The 17938-nt window shown below is 72.4% G+C and carries 15 protein-coding genes; 7 read left to right on the forward strand and 8 right to left on the reverse strand.

All coding sequences use genetic code 11. From position 1 onward, the window contains the following. Positions 1 to 66: 66 nt before the first annotated feature. The gene (acnA, locus tag Asi03nite_RS23805; RefSeq protein WP_203682721.1) at positions 67 to 2844 is read right to left on the reverse strand and encodes an aconitate hydratase AcnA; all 2778 of its coding nucleotides are present in this window, start codon (positions 2842 to 2844) and stop codon (positions 67 to 69) included. 215 nt (positions 2845 to 3059) lie between these two features. Between acnA and Asi03nite_RS23810 the strand changes: the two genes are divergently transcribed. The 3 genes from Asi03nite_RS23810 to Asi03nite_RS23820 all read left to right on the forward strand — a co-directional run bounded on the left by Asi03nite_RS23810 (position 3060) and on the right by Asi03nite_RS23820 (position 7186). After that, positions 3060 to 3449, forward strand: coding sequence for a DUF6841 family protein (locus Asi03nite_RS23810; RefSeq protein WP_203682661.1), 390 nt, complete (start codon positions 3060 to 3062; stop codon positions 3447 to 3449). A 31-nt stretch (positions 3450 to 3480) separates the two neighbouring features. Then, on the forward strand, positions 3481 to 6615 hold the full coding sequence (gene pulA / locus Asi03nite_RS23815) for a pullulanase-type alpha-1,6-glucosidase (RefSeq protein ID WP_239102878.1): 3135 nt from the start codon (positions 3481 to 3483) through the stop codon (positions 6613 to 6615). 76 nt (positions 6616 to 6691) lie between these two features. Then, on the forward strand, positions 6692 to 7186 hold the full coding sequence (locus tag Asi03nite_RS23820; protein WP_203682663.1) for a hypothetical protein: 495 nt from the start codon (positions 6692 to 6694) through the stop codon (positions 7184 to 7186). Positions 7187 to 7257: 71 nt separating this feature from the next. Here Asi03nite_RS23820 and Asi03nite_RS23825 read toward each other — a convergent pair whose 3' ends face one another. The 3 genes from Asi03nite_RS23825 to Asi03nite_RS23835 form a co-directional block, all read right to left on the reverse strand. Further along, positions 7258 to 7722 (reverse strand): hypothetical protein, encoded by a 465-nt coding sequence (locus Asi03nite_RS23825; protein ID WP_203682664.1) that lies wholly within the window; start codon positions 7720 to 7722, stop codon positions 7258 to 7260. 146 nt (positions 7723 to 7868) lie between these two features. Further along, positions 7869 to 9338, reverse strand: a complete 1470-nt coding sequence (locus tag Asi03nite_RS23830) for an aminopeptidase P family protein (RefSeq protein ID WP_203682665.1) — start codon at positions 9336 to 9338, stop codon at positions 7869 to 7871. 253 nt (positions 9339 to 9591) lie between these two features. Next, complete coding sequence (locus Asi03nite_RS23835) at positions 9592 to 10233, reverse strand: superoxide dismutase family protein (RefSeq protein ID WP_203682666.1); 642 nt, start codon at positions 10231 to 10233, stop codon at positions 9592 to 9594. Positions 10234 to 10384: 151 nt separating this feature from the next. On the opposite strand from Asi03nite_RS23835, the gene Asi03nite_RS23840 reads away from it, so the two are divergent. Further along, positions 10385 to 11320 carry a carbohydrate kinase family protein gene (locus Asi03nite_RS23840; protein ID WP_203682667.1) on the forward strand — a complete coding sequence of 312 codons (936 nt, stop codon included), beginning with the start codon at positions 10385 to 10387 and terminating at the stop codon, positions 11318 to 11320. Positions 11321 to 11343: 23 nt separating this feature from the next. On the opposite strand, the gene Asi03nite_RS23845 is transcribed toward Asi03nite_RS23840, so the two are convergent. From Asi03nite_RS23845 to Asi03nite_RS23860, 4 genes are read right to left on the reverse strand one after another with little or no spacing between them, the layout of a single operon-like run. Further along, positions 11344 to 11736: a thioesterase family protein gene (locus Asi03nite_RS23845; protein ID WP_203682668.1), complete on the reverse strand. Its 393-nt coding sequence runs from the start codon at positions 11734 to 11736 to the stop codon at positions 11344 to 11346. A 9-nt stretch (positions 11737 to 11745) separates the two neighbouring features. Then, positions 11746 to 13230 carry a PH domain-containing protein gene (locus Asi03nite_RS23850; protein WP_203682669.1) on the reverse strand — a complete coding sequence of 495 codons (1485 nt, stop codon included), beginning with the start codon at positions 13228 to 13230 and terminating at the stop codon, positions 11746 to 11748. Continuing rightward, the gene (locus tag Asi03nite_RS23855) at positions 13227 to 13742 is read right to left on the reverse strand and encodes a PH domain-containing protein (protein ID WP_203682670.1); all 516 of its coding nucleotides are present in this window, start codon (positions 13740 to 13742) and stop codon (positions 13227 to 13229) included. Before Asi03nite_RS23855 ends, Asi03nite_RS23850 begins: the two co-directional genes overlap by 4 nt. A gap of 9 nt (positions 13743 to 13751) precedes the next feature. Next, positions 13752 to 13973 (reverse strand): hypothetical protein, encoded by a 222-nt coding sequence (locus Asi03nite_RS23860; protein ID WP_239102879.1) that lies wholly within the window; start codon positions 13971 to 13973, stop codon positions 13752 to 13754. Positions 13974 to 14329: 356 nt separating this feature from the next. On the opposite strand from Asi03nite_RS23860, the gene Asi03nite_RS23865 reads away from it, so the two are divergent. From Asi03nite_RS23865 to Asi03nite_RS23875, 3 genes are read left to right on the forward strand one after another with little or no spacing between them, the layout of a single operon-like run. Beyond that, positions 14330 to 15493: an AAA family ATPase gene (locus Asi03nite_RS23865; RefSeq protein WP_203682672.1), complete on the forward strand. Its 1164-nt coding sequence runs from the start codon at positions 14330 to 14332 to the stop codon at positions 15491 to 15493. Then, positions 15490 to 16494 (forward strand): DUF58 domain-containing protein, encoded by a 1005-nt coding sequence (locus tag Asi03nite_RS23870; protein WP_203682673.1) that lies wholly within the window; start codon positions 15490 to 15492, stop codon positions 16492 to 16494. The genes Asi03nite_RS23865 and Asi03nite_RS23870 overlap by 4 nt, the downstream gene beginning before the upstream one ends. After that, positions 16491 to 17441, forward strand: coding sequence for a VWA domain-containing protein (locus Asi03nite_RS23875; RefSeq protein WP_203682674.1), 951 nt, complete (start codon positions 16491 to 16493; stop codon positions 17439 to 17441). Before Asi03nite_RS23870 ends, Asi03nite_RS23875 begins: the two co-directional genes overlap by 4 nt. Positions 17442 to 17938: the final 497 nt, after the last annotated feature.

The raw sequence follows: 17938 nt of genomic DNA on the forward strand, positions 1-17938 counted from the left end.
GCGGGCCGGGTGGGAACGCGGAACGCCCCGCCTCCCGGGCGGGAGGCGGGGCGTCCGGGTGGGGCGTCAGCCGCGGAGCATCTTGCGGAGGACGTACTGCAGGATGCCGCCGTTGCGGTAGTAGTCCGCCTCGCCGGGCGTGTCGATGCGGACGACCGCGTCGAACTCCAGGCCGCTGTCGGTGGTGACCTTGACGGTACGCGGGGTGGCGCCGCCGTTGAGCTCGGTGACCCCGGTGATCGAGAACGTCTCGGTGCCGGTGAGGCCGAGCGACTCGGCGGTCTGGCCCTGCGGGAACTGCAGCGGCAGCACGCCCATGCCGATCAGGTTGGAGCGGTGGATGCGCTCGTAGCTCTCCGCGATGACCGCGCGGACGCCGAGCAGCATCGTGCCCTTGGCGGCCCAGTCACGCGAGGAGCCGGAGCCGTACTCCTTGCCGGCCAGGATGACCAGCGGGACGCCGGCCTCCTGGTAGGCGACCGAGGCGTCGTAGATGGTGGTCTGCTCGCCGGTCAGGTGGTTGACCGTGAACCCGCCTTCCACGCCCGGGACCAGCTGGTTGCGCAGCCGGATGTTGGCGAAGGTGCCGCGGATCATGACCTCGTGGTTGCCGCGGCGCGAGCCGTAGCTGTTGAACTCGGCGCGCGGGACGCCGTGCTCGGCGAGGTACTTGCCGGCCGGCGAGTCCGCCTTGATCGAGCTGGCCGGGGAGATGTGGTCGGTGGTGACCGAGTCGCCCAGCTTGGCCAGCACGCGGGCGCCGGAGATGTCCTTGACCGGAGCCGGCTCGGCGGACATGCCCTCGAAGTACGGGGGCTTGCGCACGTAGGTGGAGTCACCGGACCAGGCGAAGGTGTCACCGGTCGGGGTGGGCAGCGACTGCCACTGCTCGTCGCCGGCGAAGACGTCCTGGTACGCCGTGGAGAAGCCCTCGGCGCCGATCGCCTGCGCGATGACCTCGTCGATCTCCTGCGCGGACGGCCAGATGTCGGCCAGGTGGACCGGCTTGCCGTCCGACCCGATGCCGAGCGGCTCGGTGGTGATGTCGACGTCCATCGAGCCGGCCAGCGCGTACGCCACGACCAGCGGCGGGGACGCCAGGTAGTTCATCTTGACGTCCGGGTTGATCCGGCCCTCGAAGTTCCGGTTACCGGAGAGGACGCTGACCGCGGTCAGGTCGTTCTCGTTGATCGCGGCCGAGATCTCCTCGGGCAGCGGGCCGGAGTTGCCGATGCAGGTGGTGCAGCCGTAGCCGACCAGGTTGAACCCGATCTTGTCCAGGTACGGCGTGAGGCCGGCCCGGTCGTAGTAGTCGGAGACGACCTTGGAGCCGGGGGCCAGGGTGGTCTTGACCCACGGCTTGCGGGTCAGGCCCTTCTCCACCGCCTTCTTGGCGAGCAGGGCGGCGCCGATCATGACCTGCGGGTTCGAGGTGTTGGTGCAGGACGTGATCGCGGCGATCACCACCGCGCCGTGGTCCAGCTCGTACTCCACGCCGTCGTCGCCCTTGACCAGGACGGGCTTGGACGTGCGGCCGGTGGCGCCCAGCGCGGCGCTGTACAGGTGCGGCTTGTCCGCCTCGTCGTCGACGTCGTTGGCCGGCGCGTCGGAGGCCGGGAAGGACTCCTCGCTTGCCTCGTCGGCGTGGCCGTGCGGCGCGGCGTAGTTCGGCAGGGCCTCGCGGAACGCGTCCTTGGCCTCGCTGAGCAGCACCCGGTCCTGCGGGCGCTTCGGGCCGGCCAGCGACGGGACGATGGTGGAGAGGTCGAGCTCCAGCTTCTCCGAGTAGTCCGGCTCGGCGGTCGGGTCTAGCCACAGGCCCTGGCGCTTGGCGTACGCCTCGACGAGCGCCACCTGCTGCTCGGTGCGGCCGGTCAGCTTCAGGTAGTCGATGGTCTGCTCGTCGATCGGGAAGATCGCGACGGTCGAGCCGTACTCCGGGGACATGTTGCCGATGGTGGCCCGGTTGGCCAGCGGGACGGCGCTCACGCCGGGGCCGTAGAACTCGACGAACTTGCTGACCACGCCGTGCTTGCGGAGCATCTCGGTGATGGTCAGGACCAGGTCGGTGGCGGTGGTGCCGGCCGGCGCCTCGCCGGAGAGCTTGAAGCCGACGACCCGCGGGATCAGCATGCTGACCGGCTGGCCGAGCATCGCGGCCTCGGCCTCGATGCCGCCGACGCCCCAGCCCAGCACGCCCAGACCGTTGACCATGGTGGTGTGCGAGTCGGTGCCGACCACGGTGTCCGGGTACGCCTGGCCGTTGCGCTCCATGATGGTGCGGGCCAGGTACTCGATGTTGACCTGGTGCACGATGCCGGTGCCCGGCGGGACGACCTTGAACTCGTTGAACGCGGTCTGGCCCCAGCGCAGGAACTGGTAGCGCTCGCGGTTGCGCTGGTACTCCAGCTCGACGTTGCGCTGGAACGCGTCCTCACGGCCGAACAGGTCGGCGATCACCGAGTGGTCGATGACCAGCTCGGCCGGCGCCAGCGGGTTGACCTTGGTCGGGTCGCCGCCCAGGTCCTTGACGGCCTCCCGCATGGTGGCCAGGTCCACCACGCAGGGGACGCCGGTGAAGTCCTGCATCAGCACCCGGGCCGGGGTGAACTGGATCTCGACGCTCGGGTCGGCGTTCTGATCCCAGTTGCCGAGTGCGCGGATGTGGTCGGCGGTGATGTTCGCGCCGTCCTCCGTACGCAGCAGGTTCTCCAGGAGGATCTTCAAGGAGTAGGGCAGCCGGTCGTGGCCCTCCACCTTGTCGATCGTGAAAATCTCGTAGCTCGCGTCTCCGACGCGCAGCTCGCTCTTCGCACCAAAGGTGTCGAGGCTGGCCACCGTCATCTCCTTCACACCCAGCGACTGGAAGTCAAGTCTTTCGCACCGAAAGGGCGACCTTCGGGTTAGGTTTGCCTAACTCTCGGTTGTGCCGTACCCGGTAAACCGTACGTCCGTCTTGCTAGCCGTCGCAAGGCGGGGTCCTCCGCCGATCCTCCCAGCCGGCCGGGTGTCGCCGGGCCGGTGTTTGCGTTCGTCGATCCGTGGGCATCCGACTGCGCATGGCTGCGCAGGCGGAACTGGATCAGCTCACGGAGTTCTTCGGCCGCTACAGCGCGGCGCTCACCACCGGCGACGTCGCCGGGATCGCGGGGTGTCACGCGCTGCCCGGGATGGTGGTGGCCGACTCGTACAGCTTCACGTTCAGCTCCCCGGCAGCCGTGGCGCTCTCCTTCCTCGGCGCCGCTCCGACCTATCGGGATCAGCAGATCGTCGCGGCGCACGCGCAACTGCTCGACGTGCAGCGGCTCTCCGCCGCGCTGTCGCTGGTCGAGGTGGAGTGGGAATACCTGGACAGCACGGGTCACGCGGTGCCCGGCGAGCGCTACCGCTACCTGATCCGCACCGGCGCGGACGGGCCGCTGATCACCACGGTGATCGCTTCCCGCTGAAATGGTCGCACCGCGGTGCGACGATGTTGCGGTGTCCTGGCTGATCGTCCACTACCACCGGCCCGACGGGGACTACTCCGGGTGGTCGTTGCACGGCTGGGGAGACGTCGACGCCGGGCCCCGGCCCTTCGCGGGCGGATTCGCCTGGGTCCGCCTGGCGCCCGGCACGCGCGAGGTCAGTTTCGTGGTGCTCCACGAGTCCGGCGCCAAGGACGTCGACCTGGACCGGACCGTGGACGTCCGCGAGCACCCGGAGATCTGGCTGCGGTCCGGCGACCGGCAGATCTACTTCTCCGGCGCGGGCGGGGAACCCGACCCCGGCTTCGCCGTGATCCACTACCGCCGCCCGGAAGGCGACTACGAAGGGTGGGGCCTGCACTGCTGGGAGGGCGTGCCGCTTGCGGTCCGGACCCTCTGGCGTACGCCGTTGATGCCCGCCGCCTTCGACGACTTCGGAGCGGTGTTCCGCGTTCCCCTCCGGCCGGACGCCGTCGGACTGCGTTACGTCCTGCACCGCGGCGAGCAGAAGGACCTCCCCGACGACCAGCGTCTCGACCTGACCACGACCCGTGAGGTCTGGTTGCTCGCCGGGACGGTCGAACCGGTCCGCCCCGACCTGGGCACGCTCGGCCCCGAGCTGGACCCGGCCCGCGCCTTCGCGGTGTTCGCGGACCGCACGACCATCGCGCTGCCCGAGTGGTTCGCCGCCCGCGCGGCCACCTTCACGCTGCTCGCCGAGTCCGCGGAGCTGCCGCTGACGGCCCGGCCGGGCGGGCTGTTCCAGGCGCAGAGCCGGCGGTTCCCGCACCTGCGGGCGTACCGGGCGTTCGCGCTCCGCGAACTAGCCGACGCCGAGCTCGGCTCGTTGCTGCGGGACCGGCTGCTGGTCGAGGGCCGCGACCCGGCCGGCGAGGTGACCGCGCGGACCGCGGTGCAGATCGCCGGCGTGCTCGACGACCTCTACCCGGAGGCGGCCGACGTCGACCTGGGCCTGGTCCTGCACGAGGAGCAGCCCCGGCTGGCGGTGTGGGCGCCGACCGCCCGCGGCGTCGGGCTGGAGTTGTTCCGGGAGCCGGACGCGGAGCCGAAGGTGCTCCCGATGACCCGGGACGACCTCACCGGTGTGTGGTCGATTCCGGTCAAACGGAAGTGGCTGGGCCGCTACTACCGGTACCGGGTGGAGATCTGGCAGCCGGCCGCGCAACGCGTCGTCACGACCAGCGTGACCGATCCGTACTCGGTGTCGCTGGCGGCCGACTCCACCCACAGCCAGCTCGCCGACCTCGACGCCCCCGAGCTGATCCCGCCGGGCTGGGCCGAGCTGGAGAAACCGCAGGCGGTGCCGCCGGCCCGGATGCAGATCGCCGAGGTGTCGGTACGGGACTTCTCGATCGCCGACGCGTCGGTGGCGCCCGAGGAGCGCGGGACGTTCCTGGCCTTCACCCACGCCGGCTCGGACGGGATGCGGCACCTGCGCTCACTCGCCGAGGCCGGGCTCAGCCACGTGCACCTGCTCCCGGTCAACGACTTCGCGACCGTCCCGGACCGCCGCGCCGACCAGGCCCAGCCCGCCTGCGACCTGGCGTCCTTCCCGCCCGACTCGCCGGAGCAGCAGCGCGCGGTGATGGCGGTGGCCGACCGGGACGGCTACAACTGGGGGTACGACCCGTGGCACTGGACGACGCCGGAGGGCAGTTACGCCACCGACCCGGCCGGGACCGCCCGGGTGCTGCAACTGCGCAAAGCCGTGGCCTCCCTCAACGCGGTAGGTCTGCGCGTGGTGCTCGACGTGGTCTACAACCACACCATGGGCGACGGGCTCGACCGGTTCAGCGTGCTCGACCGGATCGTCCCGGGCTATTACCACCGGCTGCTCGCCGACGGCAGCACCGCGGAGTCGACCTGCTGCCCGAACACGGCGCCCGAGCACATGATGATGGGCAAGCTGGTCGTCGACTCGCTGGTGACCTGGGCACGGGCGTACAAGATCGACGGTTTCCGGTTCGATCTGATGGGGCACCACCCGCGCGCCAACATCCTTCAGGCGCGGCTCGCGCTCGACCACCGGGTCGATCACGGACGGGAGATCTGCCTGTACGGCGAGGGGTGGAACTTCGGCGAGGTGGCGTACGACGCCCGGTTCGCCCAGGCCACCCAGGTCAACCTGGCCGGCACCGGGATCGGCACGTTCAACGACCGGCTGCGTGACGCGGCGCGTGGCGGCGGCGCCTTCGGCGACGACCCGGGCGTGCCCGGGTTCGCCACCGGGCTCGGCTCCCGCACCCCCGGATTCGTGCACGACCGGATCAAGGTGGGACTCGCCGGCGGGCTGGCGACGTACCGCTTCGTCAACCACGACGGGGTGGAGCGCAGCGGGGCCCAGGTCGACTACAACGGCGCCCCGTGCGGATACGCGGCGTCGCCCGGGGAGACGATCAACTACGTCGACGCGCACGACAACGAGATCCTGTACGACGCGATGGCGTTCAAACTGCCGGTGCGGATCCGGCCGGCGGACCGGGCGCGGATGCAGGTGCTCGCGCTGGCGCTGGTGGTGCTCGGGCAGGGCGCCGGGTTCGTCGCGCTCGGCAGCGAGCGGCTGCGGTCCAAGTCGCTGGACCGGAACTCGTTCAACTCGGGGGACTGGTTCAACCAGATCCGCTGGGACCCCGGTCACGGCAACGGGTTCGGAGCCGGCCTGCCGCCGTTTGCCGACAACGGCGACAAATGGGACTTCGCCCGGCCGTTGCTGGCCGAACCGGCCCTGGTCCCCGGCGCCGAAGTGATCAACATGGCCGCTGAGCGCTACCGGGAGCTGCTCCGGATCCGGCGGTCGTCGCCGGTGTTCGGGCTGCCCGCGGCGGAGGAGGTGGAGCGGCGGCTGACGTTCCCGCTGGGCGGGCCCGGCGAGACGCCCGGCGTGATCGTGATGTGCCTCGACGGATCCGGGCTGGACGAGCGGTGGCGGCAGATCGTGGTGGTCTTCAACGCGACCGACGAGCCGACCTGTCAGGTGGTGCCGGGGGAGGGCCCGCTGCGGCTGCACCCGGAGCTGACCACGTCTGCCGATCCGCTGCTGCGCGGCGCGTCCGCGGTGACCAGGCCGGACGTCGTCGAGCTGACCGTTCCGGCCCGTCAGGCCGCGGTGTTCGTGGCCGACCTCTGATCGGCATACGTGCATGGCTGCGCTAGATTGCGCCGCGTGGCGCGCCGGCGGTCGGCGGGCTCGAGTGGAGGTCGTCGTGCGGTTCGCGGGTGCCCTGGGTGCGTTGGCCCTCACCGGTGTGGTGGCCGGGTGCACCTCCTCGCCCTCGCCGTCACCCGCGCCGGTGTCGCCGTCCGCGGTGCCGGCCTCGGCGGCGCCGGCCTGGACCGAGCCGGCGTCCTACTCGTTCCTGCTGACCCGTGGGTGTGACGAGGCCGCGCCGCTCGCGAGGTACCAGGCGACCGTGCGGGACGGGCGGATGACGACGTCCGCGCGGGTGGGTGGGGCGGCGTCGCCGGGGCCGTCGGCGGACGTCGATCTCGGGCCGGTCACCGGGGACGAGGGTGAGGAGATCGAGGTGCCGACGCTGGGTGAGCTGGTGGACATGGCACAGACCGCCGCCGACGACGGGGGTCGGGTGTCTACCGTCCACGACACCGCTGACGGGCATCCGGTCCGGGTGGTCGTCAACGTCTCCGGCGCGGCGGACGGGGACGAGTGCTGGATCGTCTCCGACTACCACGTCGGATGACCTTCCCGTCGGGTCACGACGCCCGGTGATCTGTCCTGTCGGCCGCAGCGCCGGACGATCTCGCGGTTCGGCTACAGCGCGGGGTTGTCCAGGAAAGCCGCCAGGAGGAACTCGGCGCCTGACCCGAACGCGGCGGCCAGCGCATACCCGACAGCCGCGTCGACCGGCTCCGGGCTGCCGTGCCACTCCGGGTTCGTCCCGGTGAAGTCGCCGACGCGGAAACCGTCGCGGGTCAGCCGACTGCTCTCCGACGTCTTGGGGCGGTACACGTACTGCCGGCCGTCGTGCTCCACCACCACCCGGTACGACCGGCGGGACCACCGCCCGGCGCCCGGCCGCAGGATGACCGGGACGTCGTCGACCATCATCCGCAGGTGCTCGCGGTCCCGCGTGCCGATCGGGATGTGCCGGTGCAGCTTCGGGTCACGGATGCGCTCGACGACAGCGGTGGCCCGGCCGGACTCGGCACGCACCTCGACGGCGACCCGCCCCTCGGACTGCTCGACATCGGCGATCAAGGGGCGGGCGTCCGTCACATCTGCTCCCGGTGCTCGGATCAGCGGAATCCGTCAATCCTCGCACCGGGCCGCAACACGTCCCGGCGGGCGCGGCCCGGCCTCGCGCTGGGCCGCGAACACGTGACGGCGGGCGCGGCCCGGCCTCGCGCTGGGCCGCGAACACGTCACGGCAGGCGCGGCCCGGCCTCGCGCTGGGCCGCGAGCCACGTCTCCACGTCGCTCGACGACCGGGGCAGCCCGTCCGACAGGTTCCGGCAGCCGTCCGCCGTGACCAGCACGTCGTCCTCGATCCGGATGCCGATGCCGCGCAGCTCCTCGGGCACCAACTCGTCCTCCGGCTGGAAGTACAGCCCCGGCTCCACCGTCAGCACGTAGCCCTCGCCCAGCGGCCCCTCCCGGTACGTCTCGTTCCGCGCGTGCGCGCAGTCGTGCACGTCGATGCCGAGCATGTGACCGAAACCGTGCAGGGTCCACCGGCGGTACACCGTGCTGTCCTCGGCCATCGCCTGGTCCACGCTGACCGGCAGCAGGCCCAGGTCGTCGAGCCCCTCGGCGAGCACCCGCATGCACGTCCGGTGCACGTCCTTGAAGAGCACGCCGGGCCGGATCGCGTCCATCCCGGCCTGCTGCGAGGCGTGGACGATGTCGTACACCTGGCGCTGCAGCGGTGTGAACGTGCCGGACACCGGCACCGTGCGGGTCACGTCGGCGGTGTAGAGGTTGTGCCCCTCCACGCCCATGTCCATCAGCAACAGCTCACCGGGTTTGGTCACCCCGGTGTTGCGCACCCAGTGCAGGATGGTCGCGTGCGCGCCGGCGCCGACGATCGACCCGTACCCGATGTCGTTGCCGTCGTGCCGCGCCCGCAGCGCGAAAACGCCCTCCAGCAGGCGCTCCTTCACCCCGCGGTCGGCCGGCAGGACCCGGGCCACGTCCTCGAAGCCGAGCACCGTGGCGTCGATAGCGGCCTGCAGCTGGGCGATCTCCCACTCGTCCTTGACCAGCTTCAGCTCGGAGATCACCCAGGCCAGCTCACGGTCGCGCGGCCTGTCCCGGTCGGGCTCGTAGGCGAGCACCGCGCGGTCCACGTTCGGGTCCAGCCCGCGCAGCACCCGGGTGCGGCCGGGCGCCGAGTGCGCCAGAGCCGGCCCGAGCAGGCCCAGCGAGGCGGTCTCCAGCCCCAGCTCCGTCGACTTCTCGGTCAGCGTGTGCGTGCGGCCGATCCAGAGCTCGCCGTTGCGGTCGCGGAAGAACCTGTCGGTCTCCTTGGAGTTGCGCTCCCGGGTGTAGAGCACCGCGTCGTGCCCGGACGCGTTCGGCCGCAGCACCAGCACGCTGTCCGGGTCGCGGTCGCCGGTCAGGTAGAAGAAGTCGCTGCCGGGGCGGAACGGGTAGTCGGTGTCGTTGGCCCGCACCTTCTCGTTCCCGCTCGGGATGATCAGGGTCTCCCCGGGGAACGCCTCGGAGAGCGCGGCCCGGCGCTTCGCGTAGTTCGGCGCCTCGCTCAGGGGCGCGACCGCGATCGGATCCTCGCGCCACCCGGTGCGCATGAACTGCAGGAACGCCTCCGGAAAGGCGGGGTCGTGGGACTCCGTCCGGGCTGCGGGCTGCGCGCCGCCGTCCTTCTGCGCCATCGTGGGGTGCCTCCGTTCTCAGCTGTAACCTGACGTTACCGCCTGCCCCCGACGAAAAGCAGCGCCCGGTGGCCGGCCCGACACCGGCCCGCCGCGCCGGCGAGCCCCCGAAGACCTCCGCTCCCGGACGAGGCCTCCGGAAGCCGGCCGCAGACGTGTGCGGCCGGCCGTGACGGGTGTGCCCGGCCCCTGGGGGCCTCTCAGCGCCAGCCGGTCCCGGGGGAGCCCCGCGGGCCGCGCCGGAACAGGTGGGTCAGCGGCCGCTCCCGTAGCCGAACGGCAGGTTGAGGCAGCCCACCCGGTCCCCGGCGGTTCCGGCCACCCCCGGACCGGTCCTGGTCGTCTGCGCGTGCAGGATCAGCGACTTCGGCGGCTGGTCGTCCGGGAACATCCAGTGCTGCTCCCGGCTGACCGTCGCGGCCCCGCGGGCGTTGGTGGTGAAGTCCAGCCAGATCTCGTTCGCCGGATTGGCGTACGCCGGGTCCGCGGACGGCTTCGCCTTGGTCGCGGCCGGGTCGTGCCGGTGCTGGAAGTGCGGCCCGGCGGCCTTCGGGTCCGGTCCGCACTCGGCGACGTGTACGTGGGCGCCGTAGGCCCGCCTCGGCACCAGCCCGGTGACCTCCAGCCGGATCCACAGGTTCTGCCCGGTCGAGCTGAACTCGACACGCGCGGTGGCGCCCAGGGGAACCACCCTGGTGTCGTAGGTCACCGCCTGCACGCCGCGTCGCCATTTCTGGAAGACCGCGGGCCTGGGCGCGGGCGACGCCCCGGTGCCGGCCGGGACCCGGCCGGGGGTGGGGGCGGGCGCGGCCGGCTGGGCGAGAGCGGGCTGCGTGGCGAGACAGGCGCCGGCCAGGACGGCCGGGAGGGTGAGAAGAATGCGGCTACTGAACATGCCCCAATTCTCTCAAAAGAGGATTTATCCGGTGGTGGAACCACAGGCTGGATTTCCGTGTCATGACACGCGAGGCTGAGACCCCGCGACGCGAGGCCCCGCTTCGACGCGGGCGGCGCGCGAAGATGGACGGGAACGCGAGGGGAGCGGCATGGGTTACGCGGTGGTACTGGGCGAGGCGCTGATCGACCTGCTGGAGGCCGGCCTCGGCGGCGAGCTGATCTACCGCCAGGCGATCGGCGGCGCGCCGCTCAACGTGGCGGTCGGGGTGGCCCGCCTCGGCGGCCGCGTGGAGTACGCCGGCACGCTCGGCACCGACGTCCTCGGCGACCGGCTCGCCGCGTTCCTGGGCGCGGCCGGCGTCGGCGCGAAGGGGGTACGCCGGGTGGACGTCCCCACCACGCTCGCCGTCACCACGTTCGAGGGCGCCGAGCCGGCCTTCACGTTCTACGGCGAGCCCCCGTCGTACGCCCTCCTGCGCCCGGCCGACCTCGACCGGGAGACGCTCAGCGGCGCGCGGGTCCTCTACACCGGTTCGATCTGCCTGCTCCGCGAGCCGTTCCGGGCGACCGCCCGGGAGGCCTGGGCCGGCTTCCGGGGGCTGCGTGTCTTCGACCCGAACGTCCGCCCCAAGCTGCTGCCGGACACCGCCGCCCTGGCCGCGCTGCGGGAGCTGGTCGAGGAGTTCTTCGCCACCGCCGATCTGGTCAAGCTCAGTGCGGCGGACGCCCAGCTGCTCTACGGCGACAGCGACCCGGCCGCCGCGGCCGAGCGGATCCGCGCCCTGGGCGCCGGCGCGGTGGTGGTGACCTGCGGCGCCCGCGGCGCGCACGTGGCCACCCCGGACGGCGCGGTGCTGCTGCCGGCCCCGCCGGTCGCCGCGATCGACGCCACCGGCGCCGGCGACTCGGTGATGGGGGCGCTGGTCAGCCGCCTGCTCGCGGAGGGGCTCCCGGCCGATCTGGCGGGCTGGCAGCGGCACGTCCGCTACGCCCTCGCGGTCGCCGGCCTGGTCTGCGAGCGCCAGGGCGGCGCCGTCGCCATGCCCACCCCGGAGGAGGTCACCGCCCGCTGGGGCGAGATCTGAGCGGTCCCGGCGGGAGGGCGCGGTCAGTCGCCGAGCGCCTTGGCGATGAAGCGCTGCCGGTCCACCACCACCCGCTCCACCCGCACCCGCGCGACCACGTCGTCCTCGTCCCGCACGGTCACGTCGAAGAGCAGTTTCCGCCCGTCCATCGTGGTCAGCGTCGCCTGCGCCACCACGGTCCGGCCGACCGGCGCGGGCGCCCGGTGCTCCACCTCGGCCCGGGTCCCCACGGTGGTGATCCCGCCGGGCATCTGCCGCGCGGTGGCGGCCACCGTGGCGGCCTCGGCGAGCGCGAGTACCCGCGGCGTGGCCAGCACCGGGACGTCGCCGGAACCGAGCGCCTGGGCGGTGTCGGCATCGGTGACCGTCAGCTGGACCCGGGCGCCGAGGCCGGGAGCGAACTCCGGTAGCTCCATCCTCACAGCTTAGGCCCGCGAGGGCGGCTGCCGGAAAGCGTCATCCACCGGGCGAGGCGGCGCGGAGGGCACAGGTGGCGTAGCTGGCGTCACCTGCGGCGCAGGCGGCACGGACGGCGTAGCGGGCGGCACAAGGGGCGTGGGCGGCGAAACCGGGAAGGCCGGCGACACCGGCGCCGATCGCCGCGCCTGCCGAGCCCGCCGGGCCAGCTCGTCCGCCAGCGCCCAGGCCTCCGCGAGATCCCGGTCCCGGGCCAGCCCGGACCGCCCGCCGGCCGCGTCCGCGTACACCGTCGCCAGCCCGAACATCCGCTGCACCGGCCCCTGCACCACGCGTACGCTCTGCAGCCGCGCGTAGGGCACCAGCGTCATCTCCCGCGACACCCGCCCGTGCCGCGTCACCAGCACGTCCGGATGCACGCCCACGCCCATGAACCGCAGCCCGAACGGGTGCAGCCAGCGGGCCCGGACCGGCGGCGGCGAGGTCGCCAGCGTCAGCAGGTCCACGCCCGGCAGCACCGTGCCGATCAGGAACCGCGCCGCGTGCTGATCGCCGACCGGCAGCAGCCGGTCCGACCCGGTGTCGTTGCCGTGCTCGGGAGCGCCGTACCCGGCGACGTCGAGCTGCAGGTAGACCCAGTGCCCGAGACGCCAGAGGAACGGCCAGGTGATCCGCACCGCCTGCACCCGGTGCAACGGCACCACCTGGTTGCGGGTCTCGGTCAGCCCGTACCGCAGCAGCAGCCGCCCGCCCGGATCCCGCGCCAGCCGGAAGTTCCAGTCGCGCAGCACCCGCCGGATCGGCTGGAGCAGCACTCCGGCCATCGCGGTGACCGTGCTGGCGATCCCGACGAAGGTCCACGATCCCTCCATCACGAACTGCGTGATCACCCACGCCACGCCGACCGGCAGGAAGAACGCCTGCGGTGTGAGCAACTGGCTGATCAGCAGGTCGCGGTTGCGGACCGCGAAGAGCGAGGCCGAGGTGGGCGCTCCGGCCGCCGGGTCCGCCGCACCCACGGCCGCCGATGGAGGGGTACGACCGGAGAGCGAGAGCAGCCGTTCCCGGAGCGTGGCCGCCTCCCGTACCGTCAGATAGGCCAGCGGCGCCTCGGCCTTGTTGCCGCCGACCACCTCGAGCCGCAGCTCGGCCAGGCCGGTCAGCTGCGCCAGCAGCGGCCGGCGCACCTCCACCGACTGCAACCGGTCCAGCGGGATGGCGCGGTTGCGCCGCCACAGCAGCCCGTCGCTGATCCGCAGCTCCCGCGCGACCACCTGGTACCCGGTGTTCCACCAGCCGATCGCCGAGAAGATCAGCGCGCCCACCGCGACGACCGCCACCACGATCGCGAAGTGCGCCGGACCGAGCCGGCTCAGCGTCTGCCAGGAGAGCGCGGCGACGATCACGAACAGGCTCTTGGCGCCGTGCAGCAGCGGGCTCAGCGGGTGCAGCCGCTGCCGGCCGGCCGGCTCCTCGGGTCCGGTGGCGGTCACAGGCCCTCGGCCCGGTCCTCGCCGAGGGCGGTGAGCCGGTCGCGCAGCCGGGCCGCCTCCTCGGGCGGCAGGCCGGGCACCCGGGCGTCACTGGCCGCCGCGGCGGTGTGCAACTGCACGGTGGCCAGCCCGAACGCACGCTCGATCGGGCCGGCCGTGACGTCCACGTACTGCATCCGCGCGTACGGGACGATGGACAGCCGCCGGATCAGCAGCCCGTGCCGGACCATCAGGTCGTTGTCGCGCTCCGCGTACCCCCAGGCGCGGACCGCGCGGACCGCGACCGTCGCGCGCCAGACACCGAGCACCAGCACCCCGGCGATCCCGGCGAGCCAGCCCCACTGGCGGCCGACGAGCCAGCCGACGCCGAGACCGATCACCAGGACGGCCTGCCAGACAGCGATCCCGATCACCTCCACAGTGATCAGCTTGCGCGAGACGGGACGCCATTGCACCGTGTCCGGCCACGGCTGCAGGGCATCGACGGCGATGGGCGCGGAAGGCTGGTTCACATCTGCAGCCTAGGAGACGGACGCATCGTCGGACGACACGAAAGGCGTCACTTCCTTGAGGAAGGATCGCGCTTCCAGGAACGCTCCGAGGGACACCCGATGATCGTCGCAGGCGAGCCAGGTCTTGCGGTGATCCGGCGCGTGCAGTTTCGGATTGTTCCAGAGCAATTGCCAGGCGGCGGCCGCACGGCAACCCTTGGCGGAGCACTGCGGGGAGAGTTCCTCGACCATGTCGACCAACATAAGGGAAACGACTCGGGAGAAATAAAAGGGAGTTATGCGCCGGGCGGCCACGGGGGAAGCCGCCCGGCGACGTGGTAAATGCTACACGGTTCAAAGACTTACGTATCCACCCGGTGAGCGTGCCCGTTCCGGCGGATCGCGCAGAAAGATCAACATGTTCGGCCGACAGCGCCCTGGGCTGCGGAGACCTTCGGGTGCGCGGATGATGATGACGGTCACCTGACGACTGGTGTCCCGGGCGCGGAGGAGCTCCTAGCAACCTCTCAGCCGTGTGTAGTTGTCTGTCGTGTAAGTCTTGAGCGTCGGCATCCGAGCCGGCGGATCACGACCGTTGTGGAGGACCGGTGGCGCAGCCCAGCACGCCCGAGACCGAGACCAGGCAAGAGGCGCCGGTCCCGCCGGCGCACGACGCGTCGCAGCTGGAGCGCGCGATGTTCGAGGTCAAGCGGGTCATCGTCGGCCAGGACCGGATGGTCGAGCGGATGTTCGTGGCGCTGCTGGCCCGCGGGCACTGCCTGCTCGAAGGCGTGCCCGGGGTGGCCAAGACGCTCGCCGTGGAGACGCTGGCCAAGGTGGTCGGTGGCACGTTCTCCCGGGTGCAGTTCACCCCCGACCTGGTCCCCGCCGACATCGTCGGCACCCGGATCTACCGGCAGAGCAACGAGCAGTTCGACGTCGAGCTCGGCCCGGTCTTCGTCAACTTCCTGCTGGCCGACGAGATCAACCGGGCGCCCGCCAAGGTGCAGTCGGCGCTGCTCGAGGTGATGGCCGAGCACCAGGTGTCGATCGGCGGCAAGAGCTACGACGTGCCCGACCCGTTCCTGGTCATGGCCACGCAGAACCCGATCGAGCAGGAGGGCGTCTACCCGCTGCCCGAGGCGCAGCGCGACCGCTTCCTCATGAAGATCATCGTGGGCTACCCGACGGACGCCGAGGAGCGCGAGATCGTCTACCGGATGGGGGTGAGCGCGCCGGAGCCCAAGCAGGTCTTCACCCCGGCCGACCTGCTCGCCCTGCAGCGCCGGGCCGACCAGGTGTTCGTGCACAACGCGCTGGTCGACTACACGGTCCGCCTGGTGCTGGCCACCCGAGCCCCGGCACAGCACGGCATGCCCGACGTCGCCCAGCTGATCCAGTACGGCGCCAGCCCCCGCGCCTCGCTCGGCATCGTCCGCGCCACCCGCGCCCTGGCCCTGCTCCGCGGCCGGGACTACGCGCTCCCGCAGGACCTGCAGGACGTCGCGCCGGACATCCTGCGGCACCGCCTGGTGCTCAGCTACGACGCGCTCGCCGACGACATCCCGGCCGACCAGATCGTCGCCCGGATCATGCAGGCCGTGCCGATGCCGTCGGTCGCCTCCCGCCAGGGCGCCTCGCCGAACGGCGGCCAGCACCCGCAGGGGCCGAACGGGGCGCCGCCGGCCGGGCCCGGCGGGATCCAGCCGACCAGTGGCATCCCGGCCGGCGCGCCGGTGTTCCCGCAGAACGGCCCCTGGCCGCACCCATGAGCCAGCCCGTCGGCAGCCCGCCGGCGCCGCTCGACGAGGCGGCGCGGGCCGAGGCCGTGCTCGCCCGCCTGCAGCTGCTGGTCACCCGCAAGCTGGACGGCCTGCTCCAGGGCGACTACGTCGGGTTGCTGCCCGGTCCGGGCACCGAGGCCGGCGAGTCCCGGGAGTACCGGCCGGGCGACGACGTGCGCCGGATGGACTGGCCGGTCACCGCCCGTACCACGCTCCCGCACGTGCGCCGCACGGTCGCCGACCGGGAGCTGGAGACCTGGATGGCGATCGACCTGTCGGCCAGTCTCGACTTCGGCACCGCCAAGTGGCTGAAGAAGGACCTGGTGATCGCCGCGGCCACGGCGATCACGCACCTCACCGCCCGGGGCGGCAACCGCGTCGGCGCCGTCGTGGGCACCGGCTGCGCCGTACCGGAGAAGGGCTCCTCGGTGTTCTTCCGGAAGCGCGCCGCGGCGGCGGAGCCGCCGGGCCCGTCGGTGGTCCGGATGCCCGCCCGGCCGGGCCGCAAGGAGGCGCAGGGACTGCTCCGGGCCATCGCGCGCACGCGGGTCCAGCCGGGGCGCGCCGATCTCGGCGAACTGATCGACATGCTCAACCGGCCGCCCCGGCGGCGTGGCGTGGCCGTGGTGATCTCGGACTTCCTGGCGCCGGTGGAGAGCTGGTCGCGGCCGGTCCGCAAGCTCGGCGTCCGGCACGACGTGCTGGCCGTCGAGGTGGTCGACCCCCGTGAGCTGGAGCTGCCCGACGTGGGCGTGCTGACCCTGGCCGACCCGGAGACCGGCGCGCTGCACGAGGTGCAGACCGCGGACGCCCGGCTGCGCGAGCGCTACGCGGCCGCGGCCGGCGAGCAGCGCGCCGCGATCGCCCGCGCGCTGCGCGCGGCCGGCGCCTCCCACCTGCGGCTGCGCACCGACACCGACTGGCTGCTGGACATGGTCCGCTTCGTGGCCGCCCAACGACACGCACGCACCCGGGGGACCACTCGATGATCCGCTTCCTGGCTCCGTGGTGGCTGCTCACGCTGCTGCCCGTTCTCGCCGTCGCCGGCGCCTACGTGTGGCGGCAGTTCCGCAGGCGGTCGTACGCGATGCGCTTCACCAACGTCGACCTGCTGCGCACCCTCGCGCCGAAGGGGCTGGGCTGGCGCCGGCACGTCTCGGCGGCCGCGTTCCTGCTGATGCTGGCGGCGCTGGCGTTCTCCACCGCGCGGCCGTCGGTGGACACCGAGCAGCCGCTGGAGCGCGCCACCGTGATGCTGGCCATCGACGTGTCGCTGTCGATGCAGGCCGACGACGTGGCGCCGACCCGGATCGAGGCCGCGCAGGAGGCGGCGAAGGCGTTCGTCAACGAGCTGCCGCCGAGCTACAACCTGGGCCTGGTGTCGTTCGCGAAGGCGGCGAACGTGCTGGTCGCGCCGACCAAGGACCGCGCCGAGGTGCTGGCCGGGATCGACGGGCTGACCCTGGCCGAGGCGACCGCCACCGGTGAGGCGGTGTTCACCTCGCTGGACGCGATCCGCTCGGTGCCGTCGGACGGCGCGGACGGCGCGCCGCCAGCCCGCATCGTGCTGCTCTCCGACGGCTACCGCACGTCCGGCCGCTCGATCGAGGACGCCGCGACCGCCGCGGCCGGGGCGAACGTGCCGGTCAGCACCATCGCGTTCGGCACCGACACCGGCGTGGTGGACATCCGCGGCCAGCTCCAGCGCGTGCCGGTGGACCGGCTCTCGCTGCAGGAGCTGGCGGAGCGGACGAAGGGCTACTTCTACGAGGCCGCCTCGGTGAGCGAGCTGAAGAAGGTGTACGAGGACATGGGCAGCTCGATCGGGCACCGGACGCAGCCGCGTGAGGTCACCCAGTGGTACGCCGCGACAGCCCTGCTGCTGGCCCTGCTCGGCGCCGCGACGAGCCTGCTCTGGACGTCGCGCCTGCCGTGACCGTCCGGCCGCCGTGGCCCGCTACGGGCCCGCCTCCTGCCGTGGGCGGCCCTGCTCCGGGGCGTGTCGTCCAGCCGTGGGCCCTACGCGGTGTGCCCACGGAGTGTTGTGCGAGGGGCGCCCGCGCGATGGTGGGGGAGGGGCGCTCACGGAGCGTCGGGCGGGCGCGCTCAGGGCGTGTTGTGCGAGGCCAGGACGAAGAGCAGGACGACCCACGCGGTCATGACGGTGAAGCCGAGGGGAGCGATCAGGTTCTTCATGGTGGAGCCACCTACTTCCGCTTCGTGACGGGCGGTGAACGAGCGCGGGTCACGTCGCGGCCATGCCCGTTCCCGGCGTCGCGGCGCGCACGACACGGCCGGCCCCCCGCAAGGCAGGGTCGAGCCGGTGGGAACGGGTGGGAGAGTCTGGTCAGCGGTCAGAAACGCTGACGAGCGTCCCGGCCACGACTAGGAGGATCGCTATCTCGCACAGCGATCACCTCCGCAAAGTCGTCG

This window comes from Actinoplanes siamensis (assembly GCF_016862395.1).
GTDB lineage: Bacteria > Actinomycetota > Actinomycetes > Mycobacteriales > Micromonosporaceae > Actinoplanes > Actinoplanes siamensis.

Bases quoted from the DNA above. Each gene is read 5' to 3' on its own strand.
- acnA (WP_203682721.1), bottom strand. From the start codon at position 2,844: ATGACGGTGGCCAGCCTCGACACCTTTGGTGCGAAGAGCGAGCTGCGC.
- Asi03nite_RS23870 (WP_203682673.1), top strand. From the start codon at position 15,490: ATGAGCCAGCCCGTCGGCAGCCCGCCGGCGCCGCTCGACGAGGCGGCG.
- Asi03nite_RS23875 (WP_203682674.1), top strand. From the start codon at position 16,491: ATGATCCGCTTCCTGGCTCCGTGGTGGCTGCTCACGCTGCTGCCCGTT.
- Asi03nite_RS23835 (WP_203682666.1), bottom strand. From the start codon at position 10,233: ATGTTCAGTAGCCGCATTCTTCTCACCCTCCCGGCCGTCCTGGCCGGC.
- Asi03nite_RS23840 (WP_203682667.1), top strand. From the start codon at position 10,385: ATGGGTTACGCGGTGGTACTGGGCGAGGCGCTGATCGACCTGCTGGAG.
- Asi03nite_RS23810 (WP_203682661.1), top strand. From the start codon at position 3,060: ATGGCTGCGCAGGCGGAACTGGATCAGCTCACGGAGTTCTTCGGCCGC.
- Asi03nite_RS23830 (WP_203682665.1), bottom strand. From the start codon at position 9,338: ATGGCGCAGAAGGACGGCGGCGCGCAGCCCGCAGCCCGGACGGAGTCC.
- Asi03nite_RS23845 (WP_203682668.1), bottom strand. From the start codon at position 11,736: ATGGAGCTACCGGAGTTCGCTCCCGGCCTCGGCGCCCGGGTCCAGCTG.
- Asi03nite_RS23860 (WP_239102879.1), bottom strand. From the start codon at position 13,973: ATGGTCGAGGAACTCTCCCCGCAGTGCTCCGCCAAGGGTTGCCGTGCG.